Raw genomic sequence first — 12,743 nt, 5'->3', positions numbered from 1 at the left:
GCTGTCTGTTCGGCCGGCCCTGCACTTAGGTGACTGCGCTTCTGCGGTCGTACGGCGGGCCGCCGCGTTCAGGCACCAGTGTAGTCGGCGACCGGTGGGTGAATGCACGAGAGGGGATGCAGCGCACGTGCACTGCATCCCCTCTCGGATGTTGGAATTACGCCTCGATGAGGTCCACTCGCACCGACTCACGGCCGGCCAGCGAGTTCATCACGGTGCGCAGGGCCTTGGCGGTCCTGCCTGCACGGCCGATGACCCGGCCGAGGTCTTCGGGGTGAACCCGGACCTCGAGGGTCGTGCCGCGCTGCGAAGAACGCGAACGAACGGAGACGTCGTCGGGATGATCGACGATTCCGCGGACCAGATGTTCGAGCGAATCAGGCAACATCTCAGGCTTCAGCGCTTTCTTCAGCGGCCTCAGATGCGGCTTCGGCTGTTTCCTCGGCCGGAGCCTCGGCAGCTTCAGCGGACTTGCCGCCCTTCTGCGTGATGGCTTCCTTGATCACCGATTCGGCGTTCGGGGCCACGTAGGCTTCCTTCTCAGGCTGCGGCTTCACGGTGTTGACCGCTTCGCCTTCGCCCTTGAACTTCTGCCAGTCGCCGGTGAGCTTGAGCAGAGCCTTGACCTGGTCGCTCGGCTGTGCGCCGACGCCGAGCCAGTACTGCGCGCGCTCGGAGTCGATCTCGATGACCGAAGGCTCACGGGTCGGGTGGTAGATGCCGATCTGTTCGATGGCCTTACCGTCACGACGAGTCTTCGAGTCAGCGACGACGACGCGGTAGAAGGGTGCACGGATCTTGCCCATGCGGGTCAGACGAATTTTGACTGCCACTTTAGTGGTGTCTCCTTTTGTGTTCTGTGTGCACAGCTGTACCAGAAGAATCGTGGGGTTGATCTGCTGGAAGCCGCGGCTCGGACTATCACTTCGGCGCGGATGAGAGGGCCCGGGCCGAAAGCAAAAGTACAAGAGTCAATTGTGCCAGAAGGCTCTACTTCTTGCCACCTGGAAAGATTCCGCCGAAGCCCTTGGGCAGGTTCGCCGGATCGAATTCCTCGTCCTTGCCCAGATCGACTCCGCCGAAGGCCGAGCCGACCGGGTCCTGCGTCTTGCCCGCCTTCTTGTCCGCCAGCGCCTGCGCCTCCTGCGCACGCTTGGCCGGGTTGCCCGACTGACCGCCCTTGCGGCCCTTCTTCTTCCCTGCGGGTTTCTTCTTCTTGCCACTGGCGGCACCAGGCATTCCGCCCATTCCGGGCATCTGCGGCATACCTCCGCCACCGGGCATTCCGGGCATACCGCCGCCGCGGGTCATCGACCGCATCATCTTCTGCGCCTGGGTGAAGCGCTCCATGAGCTGGTTGACCGCGGTGACCGTGGTGCCGGCACCCTTGGCGATGCGGGCACGGCGGGAGCCGTTGAGGATCTTCGGGTTGGAGCGCTCCTGGGGTGTCATCGATCTCACAATCGCTTCGACCCGGTCGACCTCACGCTCGTCGAAGTTCGCCAGCTGCTCCTTGTACTGGCTCATTCCGGGCATCATGCCCAGCATCTTCTTCATCGAGCCCATCTTCTTCAGGCCCGCCATCTGCGTGAGGAAGTCGTTGAGGTCGAAGTCCTCGCCGGATTCGACCTTCTTCTTGAGCTTCTCGGTCTCTTTTTCGTCGAAGTTCTTCTCGGCCTGCTCGATGAGCGTCATGATGTCGCCCATGTCGAGGATCCGGTCGGCCATCCGGTCCGGGTGGAACTGCTCGAAGTCCTTAATCGATTCGCCCGTGGAGGCGAACATGATCGGCTTTCCGGTCACCTCGGCGACGGATAGCGCGGCACCACCGCGGGAGTCGCCGTCGAGCTTCGAGAGCACGACGCCGGTGAAGTCGACGCCGTCGAGGAACGCCTCGGCGGTCTTCACCGCGTCCTGACCGATCATCGCGTCGATGACGAAGAGGACTTCGTCGGGGTTGACCGCGCTGCGGATGTCCGCGGCCTGCTGCATGAGCTCCTCGTCGATGCCAAGGCGGCCGGCCGTATCGACGATGACGACGTCGTGGAGTTTGGACTTCGCAACCTCGATCGAGTCGGTGGCGACCTGGATCGGATCACCGACACCATTGCCCGGTTCCGGGGCGTAGACCACGGCACCTGCACGCTCGCCGACGATCTGGAGCTGGTTGACGGCGTTGGGGCGCTGCAGGTCGGCCGCGACGAGCATAGGCCGGTGGCCCTCGGACTTCAGCCAGTGCGCGAGCTTTCCGGCCAGAGTGGTCTTACCTGCACCCTGGAGGCCGGCGAGCATGATGACCGTCGGCGGCCGCTTGGCGAAGTTGAGTCGACGGGTCTGACCGCCGAGGATGCCGACGAGTTCGTCGTTGACGATCTTGACGACCTGCTGGCCGGGATTGAGTGCGCCCGAGACCTCCTCGGACAGGGCGCGTTCACGGATCCGGCCGGTGAAGGCACGCACGACAGGCAGGGCGACGTCGGCGTCGAGCAGGGCACGTCTGATCTCACGGATGGTAGCATCGACGTCGGCTTCGGACAGCCGGCCCTTCCCGCGCAGATTCTTGAAAGTCGCGGTGAGCCTGTCGGACAGAGAGTTAAACACGTACAAGCCTTCTTCACGATGGTTTGGTCGACTCTCTAGACTAGCAACTCACCCGGGTCCGGCTGAAACCACACATGCTGGCAAACCCCCGTGAGCCCCGGTGAACTCCTCCCCGCTGGTGCTTCACCCGACAATTCCTCGCAGAACACGGTGGCGGTCGCAAACCCACTCGTTGCGCCAAAGCGGATTGTGAGGAGCAGTGAGGGATGCCCGACTGGCTGCAGGAGAGAGAACAAGCAGTGAGGGATGTGTCAGTACCTGTAGGAAGCGACCGCGTGGGGAAGAGTTGCCGCCAGCGGTGACAGGTGGCCAGCAGTGGTCGGGGAAGCAACCACCTGCGAGGTGAGGGCCGAAATTCAGCAGCCGGTGATCGGGGAGGCCACCGCTGGCGACTGCGTTCACCGGAAGGAGTAGGCCTGCTCCGCGTGCTCGTAGGTGTCGATGCCCTCGAGCTCCTCGCGCGGGTCGATCCGCAGCCCCATCGTCCGCCGCAGCACCAGCGAGATGGCCAGCGTGACGAGCCCCGCGAAGACGATGGCCACGAGGCAGGCGAGCACCTGCGCGATGAGGAGTTCGAGTCCGCCGCCGTAGAAGAGACCGGACGGTCCGTCCTCGTGCGGGAAGGCGAAGAAGCCGATCATCACGGTGCCGATGATTCCCGCGACGAGGTGGACGGCCACCACATCGAGCGCATCGTCGTAGCGCAGACGGTTCTTGGCTTCGACGGCGAAGATCGCTCCCGCTCCCGCGGCGATGCCGATGAGCACGGCGGCGTAGGGATCGACGTTGGCACATGCCGGGGTGATCGCGACGAGGCCGGCGATCGCACCCGAGACGCTGCCGATGCTGGACGGCCGCGAGGCCCGCAGCCGTTCGATCATGATCCAGGTGATCATGCCGGCGGCCGGTGCTGCCAAGGTGTTGATCCAGATGAGTCCACCCTGTTCGATCGTTGAGGCGGCACCGCCGTTGAAGCCGAACCAGCCGAACCACAGCAGGGCCGCTCCGAGCACGGTGATCGGAATGTTGTGCGGCTTGTGCGGGGTCGAGAAGCGGGCACGGCGACCCATGACGACGACGAGGACGAGCGCCGAGATGCCGGCATTGATGTGAACGACGGTGCCGCCGGCGAAGTCGATGGCGGGTCCGAACAGGCTGCCGATCGCACCGGATTCGCTGAGCAGTCCGTCGCCCCAGACCATGAACGCCAGCGGGCAGTAAACGAGCGTCACCCAAGCGGCGGAGAACACCAGCCAGGTGGAGAATTTCGCTCGGTCGGCGACGGCACCGGCGATGAGTGCGATTGCGATCATCGCGAACGTCGAACCGTAGCCGATCGAGATCAGCGAGGCGGGATCTTCGGCGACGGCACCGGTGAGTCCGAGCTGGGACAGCGGATTGCCGACGAGTCCGGCGATCGAATCACCCGAGCTCAGTCCGTATCCGTAGAGCACCCAGACGAGACCGCCGACGGCCATTGCGGAGAAGACCATCATCATCATGTTGATGGCCGAGGTGATTCGCGTCATCCCGCCGTAGAAGAACGCCACCCCGGGGGTCATGAGCAGGACCAGCCCTGCCGCGACCATCATCCATACGTTCACTGCATCGAGTTCCATGTCGTCTCTCATCTGTCGAAGTCGGTTCCGGATCGAACCGCGCAGAGACAGTTTCCATGACGCATGTCACAGTGATGATTCGGCTATGTTTCGTGAATATGACAAGCCGGGTCTCACCCAGCAGATACAAGGGTGAGACCCGGCAGAATCCATGCGCAGGTTCAGTGTGTGAAATCAGTCGAGCAGCGCGTCGACGAACCCTTCGGCGGTGAACGGCGCCAGATCGTCCGCACCTTCGCCGAGGCCGATGAGCTTGACCGGCACTCCGAGTTCACGCTGGACGGCGACGACGATTCCGCCCTTCGCGGTGCCGTCGAGCTTGGTGAGCACGATTCCGGTGATGTCGACCGCCTCGGCGAAGACCTTCGCCTGCTGCATGCCGTTCTGTCCGGTGGTCGCGTCGAGGACGAGGAGCACTTCGTCGATCTCGTGGCCCTCCCCCAGCGGTCGGGTGGCCACTCGCTTGACCTTGCCGAGTTCGTCCATGAGTCCGCGTTTGTTCTGCAGACGTCCGGCGGTGTCGATGAGGACGACGTCGGAACCGTCGGCCTGTCCCTTCTCGACGGCCGAGTAGGCCACCGAAGCGGGGTCGGCGCCTTCTTCCTTGCGCACGGTCTCGACGCCGACGCGTTCACCCCATGTGGACAGCTGTTCGGCCGCGGCGGCGCGGAAGGTGTCCGCGGCGCCGAGCAACACGGACTTGTCCTCGGCGACGAGCACGCGGGCGATCTTGCCCACCGTCGTCGTCTTCCCGGCACCGTTGACCCCGACGACGAGGATGACGGAGGGGTCGCCGCCCTTGCCGGTATCGGCGAGCGAGCGGTCCATCGTCGGATCGACGAGTTCGATGAGCTCTTCGCGCAGCAGCCCGCGGACCTCTTCTGGGTTCCGGGTGCCGAGCACCTTGACGCGTTCGCGCAGGCGGTCGACGAGCTCGGTCGTCGGTTCGACGCCGACGTCGGCGAGGATGAGCGTATCCTCGATCTCCTCCCAGGCGGACTCGTCGAGGTTGTCACGGGAGAGGAGGTTGAGCAGTCCGCGCCCGAGCCCGCTGTTCGACTTCGCAAGGCGTTCACGCAGGCGGACGAGGCGGCTGGCCGGTTCGGTGGGAACCTCGGAACCGCGCGCTTCGGCTTTGTCCTTCTCGACTGCCTCGGCGACGTCATCGATGCTCAGCTCACCGGTGACCTCCGCATCGATGCCGCGCCTGTCATCGAGGCCCTTCTTGCGCGCGTTGACGCGCAGCGAGATGCCCACGCCGACGACGAGAGCGAATACGATCGCCGCGACGATGAGCAAGATGATCGGCTGATCCATGGTTCTTCCGTCCTCCTTTGAGTGCCGCCGTTCGGGCCGCCGGCACTCGAGTTCCCGGACTCTTCCGGTGGTGTCAGTGTGTCGGTGAACGCGCCGGAATCAGTCGGCGCGACCTCCGTTGTCGTGGGCCTCGACCGCTCGAGGCCGCATAGGTCTCAGGTCAGGATCCGCGGCTGCCGAAGAGCAACCCGGCGGTGGTCTTCCACCCGGTTCCCGACTCGGGGATCTTCCAGTGGCGAGTGCGCGGGCGGACCGTGATGAGGGAGGGCGCCGCATGGCGTCGGGGCTGGGGCCGGAGCACATAGGAGTGGTCGCGGATAGCGGTCACCGCTGCCTGCTCCCTGGTCGCCAGGTGCGAGGTGCCGTCATCATGGCCGAAGAATTCGTGGACTTCGTCGTCGTAGCCGGTCCACTCGGGCGGCAGGCGGAATCGCTGCACATCGGAGGAGTATCGCAGGCGTCCTTCGGCGCGCAGGCCGGGCAGAGCCACGAGGAGGACGACGACGAGTGCCAGGGCGAAGGAGATCGCGAGTCCGACGATGACGACAAGTACCGAATTCATGCCCTCGAGCCACCTCGCAGTACAGCAGCCTCGGCCATGGACGTCCCGCTCCTCACGTTCTTCGAATACCTGTGTCTGGGCCCAAGTCTATAGTCCCCGGCCACGACAATTGTGCTCGCCCACCGTGCGGCAGTTGCAAAATTCCCTGGGACTGTCCTGGGCATCACCGTCAAACGGCCTTGTGCCCCAGCGGCAGGCCTGTCAGCTCGGGCGCGCCGGGCAGATCGTGGGCCGCGGTTCACGGAATCCGCTGCGATATGACTTTCGACACCCCGTCGCCGTGCATCGTCACACCGTAGAGGGCATCGGCGATCTCCATCGTCCGCTTCTGGTGGGTGATGACGATGAGCTGCGAGGAGTCCTGCAGCTCCTTGAACACTGTGAGCAGGCGGGAGAGGTTGAGATCGTCGAGGGCCGCTTCTACCTCGTCCATGACGTAGAACGGGCTCGGCCGAGCCTTGAAGATCGCGACCAGTATGGCCACGGCCACCAGCGACCGCTCCCCTCCTGAGAGCAGAGACAGACGTTTGACCTTCTTGCCGGCCGGGCGGGCGTGCACGTCGACGCCGGTGGTGAGCATATCGTTCGGATCGGTCAGGCTCAGTGCGCCCTCACCGCCGGGGAAGAGGCGGGAGAAGATGTCCTCGAACTCCCGCGCCGTATCCGCATAGGCTTCGGCGAAGACGCGTTCGACGTGCCGATCGACCTCCTCGACGAGCTGCATGAGGTCCTTGCGCGAGGATTCGATGTCCGCGATCTGCTTCTCGAGGAACTGATGCCGTTCCTTCAACGCCTCATACTCCTCGAGCGCGAGCGGATTGACTGTGCCGATGCGCTTGAGCTGCGACGCCGCCTGCTTCTGCCGCTTCTCCACCTCGGAGCGCACATACGGCCGGTCCTCGACGTCCTCTTCGAACGACGGAACGGGCAGATGCGGCCCGAATTCGTCGATGAGGCGGTCGATTCCCAGCCCCGTCTCCTCCTCCGATCGGTGCGCGATCTCCTCGAGCCTAAGCCGGAAACGTTCCTTCGCGAGTTCGGCTTCGGCGGCAGCGTCCTTGAGCTTCTGCAGCTGAGTTCGCGTCGATCCCAATTCCTCGCCGAGGCGGCCCTTCTCTTCGCGCAGACCGCCGCGTTCGTCGACGAGGACCTGGATCGCCTCACCGAGCTCGGCCACGGTGGAGGTGGCCAGTTCCGCGGCTTCGGTCGCGGTTTCGGCGATGAGCTGCACCGAGGCGGCCGCGCGCTTCTTCTTCGCGATCGTGCGCTGCGTCTGCTCCCGCGCCGCTTCTTCGGCCTTCGCCGCCCGCAGGAGGGAGTCGACCCGGTCGCCTAAGAACCGGGCCCGGTCGGCAGCAGACCGATGGCTGATGCGGGCTTCGACGAGGTCTTCCGAAGCTTGGGCGACCTGTGCGCTGAGTTCGTCCCGAGCAGCGGTGTCGACGACTTCGTCGACCTCGGCGGCTCCGGCCAGTGCTGCCGCGGCCGACTGAGAGTCGCGTTCGGCGGCGGCGAGGCGGGATTCGAGTTCGGTCGCGTTCTCCTGCGCGCGCTGCAGGCGAGTGCGAGCCACACCGATCTCACCGGTGATGCGTGAGACCTCTTCGGCCGCGGCCATGATCTTCGCGTCCGAAGAGTGGAGGGCGTCGAGGGCTGCGGCCGACTCCTCTCGCGCTGCGGTCAGGCGCGGTTCGAGTTCCCTCAAGGAGGCGTCGAGCTTCTGCGCCCGGTCGTCGAGGTCGGCAACGAGGGAATGCGTGTCCTCGAGCGCGGTCTGTGAGGCCAGGCGTGTGCCCGAGGCGGTGCGGGCTCGGCTGATGCGGGTCGCGGTGAGCACTTCACCGTGGACGGTGACGGCGGTGAGTTCGGGCCGGGCCTCGGTGAGTTCGATTCCGGTGCGCGCATCGGGGACGCAGACGACACCGTGCAGGGCACGGGCAAGCAGAGCGCGCAGTTCGGGGACGTTGCTGTCGACGACATCGGAGAGCCATCGCAGGCCGTCCAGCGCAGGCAGCTCCGGCAGAGCGTCGAGGGCGCTCCCACCGCCCTTCCCTGCCGCTGGTTCGACCCCGGCGGGGATCGTCAGGGACACGTTCGTGTCCTCGCCGAGGTGGTCGAGCACTGCCAGCGCCGCTGCGCTGTCATCGACGATGACGCCGGAGACCGTCGTCGACAGGGCCGCGGCCGCGGCCATTTCGAATCCGTGGTCGACACTCAGTCTTTCTGTCACGGCCGTGCGCACTCCCGGCAGATCCGCATTGACGATGTCTTCGAGGTCGGCTTCCAGGGCGGTGCCCAATGCCAGGGCTTCCGCGCGGGCCTTCGCCGATGACAGTTCGGAGGCGACCTGCGCCCGCTGCTCCTGCAGCTCAGTGCGCTCGGTCTCCAGTTTCTCGAGGCTCTCCTGCGCGGCCTCGTACGCGGAGTCGAGTTCGGTCTCACCGGCTTCGACGTCCTCGACACCGGTCTCGGCAGTTTCGAGTTCCCTGCTGCGCTCGGCGATGCGAGCCGTGACGGTGTCGATCTCCGCACGGTTGGCTTCGATCCGGGTCTTGAGGTCGGTGATCCGCTCGGCCGCCTGCGTCTGCTTGGACTGCAGCGCCGAGCGGTTCTTCACGGCTTCGGTGATGGCGATCTGTGCGGCCTTGACCTCGTCTTCGGCGGTGCGCAGGGCTTGGGTGAGCTCTTCCTTCCGCTGCTGGCTGGCCTCGAGTGCGTTCGTCTTCTCGGTCAGGGCCGCCTCGGCGTCGGTAAGTTCGGAGCGGTTGCGTTCGGCCTGGGCGCGCAGCTCTTCGGGTGACTTCGCTTCCCGCTGCCCCAGGCTCGTGACCTCCGAGAGCAGGTGGGAGCGCTTGTCCTCGGCACGTTGGCTCAGCCCCTGAGCACGCACGACCTGTGTCTGTGTCCGCGATTCGGCGTTGCGTTGGACTTCGAGTTCGCTGTCGAGTTCGGACAGCCGGGCTTCGATCTCCGACAGGCGCGCCTCGGTGCGGGTGCGGCGGTGGTCGAGTTCGGCGATGCGGTCGCTGTGGTCTTCGCCCTCGCTCGTCGAGGCCAGGGAGGACTGCATCCTCACTGCGTCGTCGGCGAGCAGCCTGGCGGTGGCGTCACGCAGCGTCGCCTGCACGGTCGCTGCCTTCGCGGCGGCTTCGGCCTGCCGTCCCAAGGGCCCCAGCTGCCGGTTGAGTTCGGTGCGCAGATCGGTGAGCCGGTCGAGGTTCGTCTGCAGTCCGGTGAGTTTGCGGACCGCTTTGTCCTTGCGACGCCGGTGCTTGAGCACCCCGGCGGCCTCTTCGATGAAGCTGCGCCTCTCCAGCGGGTCAGCATGGAGGATCGCGTCGAGACGGCCCTGACCGACGATGACGTGCATCTCCTTGCCCAGGCCGGAGTCATTGAGCAGCTCTTGGATGTCGAGCAGCCTCGCCGGCGCCCCGTTGACGGCGTATTCGGATCCGCCGGTGCGGAACAGGGTCCGCGAGATGGTCACCTCGGTGTAGTCGACGGGGATGGCTCCGTCGGTGTTGTCGATGGTCAGAGTCACCTCGGCGCGTCCCAGGGCCTGCCGTTTCGAGGTACCAGCGAAGATGACGTCGTCCATCTTTCCGCCGCGCAGATTCTTCGCACCCTGTTCGCCCATCACCCAGGACAGGGCGTCGACGACGTTGGACTTGCCCGAGCCGTTGGGTCCGACCACGCAGGTGATTCCCGGCTCGAATCGGAGGGTCGTCGCCGAGGCGAAGGACTTGAATCCCCGCAGTGTCAGGCTTTTGAGATGCATATTGGGCACCAGCATATCCGCAGGCGGCGGCGAGATCCCGAATCTTTTGGTAGAGTTTCTCCTCGTGCGTAGGCGACTGCGCCGTTTTCCTCCGTAGCTCAGTTGGCAGAGCATTCGACTGTTAATCGAAGGGTCGCTGGTTCGAGCCCAGCCGGGGGAGCTGGAAGGGGCCCTGTCGTGCGCGGCAGGGTCCCTCACTATTCACCGCACCTGTGTGACGGTGAAGCACAGCGAAAGGCGACAGTTGGTGGTCCGAGATGAGGGATTTCCGACCATCATCGCCCATGGTCTGTCATGATCATGTGTGAGAGGTGTTCGGGTGCACTCGGCTCGGATCCCTTCGGCCACCTGTCCGATGCAGTCCATCCAAGGAAGGAACGCCGAGGCGGCAGCCGTTCTCATTCGTGTCACCGAGGACCCGCCCCGATCGGCCCGATCACTATGAGCAGTGAACATACAAAGACTCAGGAACTCATCGAGCACCTGAAGCATCCGACAACCGCGCTCCGGCCCTTCAAACGTGAAGGTCTGGACAAGGTGGTCTTCTTCGCGGCCGGCATCCTCGCCGTCGCGTTCGTCGTCTGGGGCTTCGTCTCCCCCGAGACTCTCGGTTCGGTGGCGGGCACGCTGCTGACCGGAGTGATGGACAACTTCGGGTGGCTCTTCGTCATCGCCGCCACGATCTTCACGATCTTCGTCATCGTCGTCGCCGTCAGCAAGTTCGGTCGGATCCCTCTGGGCAAGGACGATGAGAAGCCGGAGTTCAAGACCTCCTCGTGGATTGCGATGATGTTCGCCACGGGCATGGGCATCGGACTCGTGTTCTCCGCGGTCGGTGAGCCTCTGTTCTTCTACATGTCGCCTCCCCCGAACACAGTCGACGGCTCCACTGCCGAGGCGATGGGCACGTCCATGGGAACGACACTGTTCCACTGGACGCTCTACCCGTGGGCGATGTACGCCATCGTCGGACTCGGCGTGGCCTACGGTTCGTTCCGTCTGGGACGCTCGCAGCTGTTCTCGTCGATGTTCACCCCGCTGTTCGGCGAACGCGCCGTCAACGGAATCGGCGGCAAGGTCATCAACATCCTCGCGATCCTCGCGACTCTGTTCGGTTCGGCCTGCTCGCTGGGCTTGGGCGCCATCCAGATCGGCGGCGGCATCGAATCCGCGGGCATCATGTCCGATGTCTCCTCACCGGTGCTCGTGATCATCATCGCGATCCTCACGGCCGCGTTCGTCGCGTCCGCGGTCTCGGGTGTGGAGAAGGGCATTCAGTGGCTGTCGAACATCAACATGGTGCTCGCGGTCATCGTCGCCCTCATCGTCTTCATCGGCGGACCGACGCTGTTCATCCTCAACGTCATCCCCTCCTCGGTGGGTGCGTTCATCCAGGATCTGCCGCAGCTGGCTTCGCGCACGGCTGCCGACGGTCAGGGGGTCAATGAGTGGCTGTCGTCGTGGACGGTCTTCTACTGGGCATGGTGGGTGTCATGGTCGCCCTTCGTCGGGCTGTTCATCGCACGCATCTCGCGCGGTCGCACCGTCCGTCAGTTCGTCACCGGCGTGCTCATCGTCCCCTCCGTCGTCTCGACCATCTGGTTCGCCATCTTCGGCGGCGGCGCCATAGGCATCCAGGAGCGCGCAGAGCGCGGCGAGGGCACGGTCAAGGCGCTGGCGAAGGTCGTCGACGGCGAACCGGACATCAACATGGACACGATCCTGTTCGACCTCCTCGGCGCTCTGCCGCTGCCGAACCTCATTGCGATCATCCTCATGATCGTCACGGTCATCCTCATCGCGATCTTCTTCGTCACCGGCGCGGATTCCGCGTCGATTGTCATGGGCACCCTGTCGGCCAACGGCATGCAGGAACCGGGCAAGGGCCTTGTCATCTTCTGGGGCACCGCGACCGGTGCCGTGGCTGCGGTCATGCTCTTGGCGGGCGGTTCCGATCCCGCCGAGGCGCTCGACGGGCTGAAGAACATCACGATCGTCTCCGCCCTGCCATTCGTCATCGTCATGCTGCTGCTATGCGTGGCGGTGTGGAAAGACCTGTCGAAGGATCCGCTCATCATCCAGGAGCAGCTGGCCGCGCACGTGCTCGAGACCTCGGTGGCCACCGCGGTCGACGCGTACGACGGCGAGATCTTCGGCCTCGAAACCTCGGAACTCCAGATCGAGGACGAGCCGGCCGAGGACACGGAGGATGCGGCAAAGTCCACAGACAAGGACACCTCCACAAAGAACTAACCCCTTATTACTACCTGACGGCGGCTCAGCTACCTCGCGCGAGGTTGCTGGGCCGCCGTCAGGTAGTTCTGGAGAGACGGACTTAGGCACATGCACAGAGTCATCAGACGCGAGGGGAACATCTCGACATTCATCGGCTGGATGCTCGTCGTCATGGCGATTCTCGCGTTCATCACGGTGATCCTCCTGGCGATCTTCGCCGAACCGGCATTTCTCATCTTCCTCTTCGCACCGGTCCTCGCGCTCATCGGCGCGTGGGTGAACTTCCACTTGGACACCCGCGCCCGGTTGGAGATCACTCCTGAGGAATTCATCTGGTGCGGCTTCACCGGCAGACCTCATCGGATCGCCTGGCGGGATCTCGACCGCATTCTCCTACCGGCTCCCGGTTCACGTTATCGGCTGGCTGCGGCAGTGCGCCTGAGAGACGGTCGGATCGTCGAAATCGACTCACTGTGGTTGTCTCCGACGAACCCCGCGAACGTTCTCTCCCCACCTGACCACACCGAGGCGCAACGCGCTCTCATCGATGGCCACAAAGCGTATCTCGCGAGGGCATTCTGACACTGACGTCTTGATACTGTGTTCGCAGACGGCACTGTTGAAGGCGAAA

General features: G+C 64.7%; 9 protein-coding genes and 1 tRNA gene. 3 read left to right on the top strand and 7 right to left on the bottom strand.

Translation table 11 applies throughout. The features are described 5' to 3' along the window. Positions 1–157: 157 nt before the first annotated feature. The 7 genes from D3I60_RS11790 to smc form a co-directional block, all read right to left on the bottom strand. Entirely contained in the window at positions 158–388 is a 231-nt protein-coding gene (locus D3I60_RS11790) for an RNA-binding protein (RefSeq protein WP_039210974.1), read from the bottom strand. Between the two features lies 1 nt (position 389). Then, positions 390–833 (bottom strand): 30S ribosomal protein S16, encoded by a 444-nt coding sequence (rpsP, locus tag D3I60_RS11785; RefSeq protein WP_262776510.1) that lies wholly within the window; start codon positions 831–833, stop codon positions 390–392. A gap of 157 nt (positions 834–990) precedes the next feature. Further along, complete coding sequence (gene ffh, locus D3I60_RS11780) at positions 991–2,601, bottom strand: signal recognition particle protein (RefSeq protein ID WP_262776509.1); 1,611 nt, start codon at positions 2,599–2,601, stop codon at positions 991–993. 398 nt (positions 2,602–2,999) lie between these two features. Beyond that, the gene (locus D3I60_RS11775) at positions 3,000–4,220 is read right to left on the bottom strand and encodes an ammonium transporter (protein WP_440588574.1); all 1,221 of its coding nucleotides are present in this window, start codon (positions 4,218–4,220) and stop codon (positions 3,000–3,002) included. A gap of 174 nt (positions 4,221–4,394) precedes the next feature. Continuing rightward, positions 4,395–5,537: a signal recognition particle-docking protein FtsY gene (gene ftsY, locus D3I60_RS11770; RefSeq protein ID WP_262776505.1), complete on the bottom strand. Its 1,143-nt coding sequence runs from the start codon at positions 5,535–5,537 to the stop codon at positions 4,395–4,397. A gap of 160 nt (positions 5,538–5,697) precedes the next feature. Further along, positions 5,698–6,099: a hypothetical protein gene (locus tag D3I60_RS11765; protein WP_025777325.1), complete on the bottom strand. Its 402-nt coding sequence runs from the start codon at positions 6,097–6,099 to the stop codon at positions 5,698–5,700. A 238-nt stretch (positions 6,100–6,337) separates the two neighbouring features. Continuing rightward, positions 6,338–9,877, bottom strand: a complete 3,540-nt coding sequence (gene smc, locus D3I60_RS11760; RefSeq protein WP_262776503.1) for a chromosome segregation protein SMC — start codon at positions 9,875–9,877, stop codon at positions 6,338–6,340. 87 nt (positions 9,878–9,964) lie between these two features. On the opposite strand from smc, the gene D3I60_RS11755 reads away from it, so the two are divergent. The 3 genes from D3I60_RS11755 to D3I60_RS11745 all read left to right on the top strand — a co-directional run bounded on the left by D3I60_RS11755 (position 9,965) and on the right by D3I60_RS11745 (position 12,694). Continuing rightward, positions 9,965–10,037 (top strand) — tRNA-Asn (locus D3I60_RS11755). Between the two features lie 281 nt (positions 10,038–10,318). Then, on the top strand, positions 10,319–12,130 hold the full coding sequence (locus tag D3I60_RS11750) for a BCCT family transporter (RefSeq protein ID WP_262776502.1): 1,812 nt from the start codon (positions 10,319–10,321) through the stop codon (positions 12,128–12,130). Between the two features lie 90 nt (positions 12,131–12,220). Continuing rightward, positions 12,221–12,694: a hypothetical protein gene (locus tag D3I60_RS11745; RefSeq protein WP_262776500.1), complete on the top strand. Its 474-nt coding sequence runs from the start codon at positions 12,221–12,223 to the stop codon at positions 12,692–12,694. Positions 12,695–12,743: the final 49 nt, after the last annotated feature.

This window comes from Brevibacterium permense (genome assembly GCF_025506275.1).
In the GTDB taxonomy this organism is placed as follows: domain Bacteria; phylum Actinomycetota; class Actinomycetes; order Actinomycetales; family Brevibacteriaceae; genus Brevibacterium; species Brevibacterium permense_A.
Note: the sequence above shows the minus strand (reverse complement) of the source record. Positions and strands in the feature narration are given on the sequence as shown.

Excerpts from the sequence above, each read along its gene's own strand:
- D3I60_RS11765 (WP_025777325.1), bottom strand. The coding sequence starts at position 6,099 with ATGAATTCGGTACTTGTCGTCATCGTCGGACTCGCGATCTCCTTCGCC.
- D3I60_RS11775 (WP_440588574.1), bottom strand. The coding sequence starts at position 4,220 with ATGGAACTCGATGCAGTGAACGTATGGATGATGGTCGCGGCAGGGCTG.
- smc (WP_262776503.1), bottom strand. The coding sequence starts at position 9,877 with ATGCATCTCAAAAGCCTGACACTGCGGGGATTCAAGTCCTTCGCCTCG.
- ftsY (WP_262776505.1), bottom strand. The coding sequence starts at position 5,537 with ATGGATCAGCCGATCATCTTGCTCATCGTCGCGGCGATCGTATTCGCT.
- D3I60_RS11790 (WP_039210974.1), bottom strand. The coding sequence starts at position 388 with ATGTTGCCTGATTCGCTCGAACATCTGGTCCGCGGAATCGTCGATCAT.
- D3I60_RS11745 (WP_262776500.1), top strand. The coding sequence starts at position 12,221 with ATGCACAGAGTCATCAGACGCGAGGGGAACATCTCGACATTCATCGGC.
- D3I60_RS11750 (WP_262776502.1), top strand. The coding sequence starts at position 10,319 with ATGAGCAGTGAACATACAAAGACTCAGGAACTCATCGAGCACCTGAAG.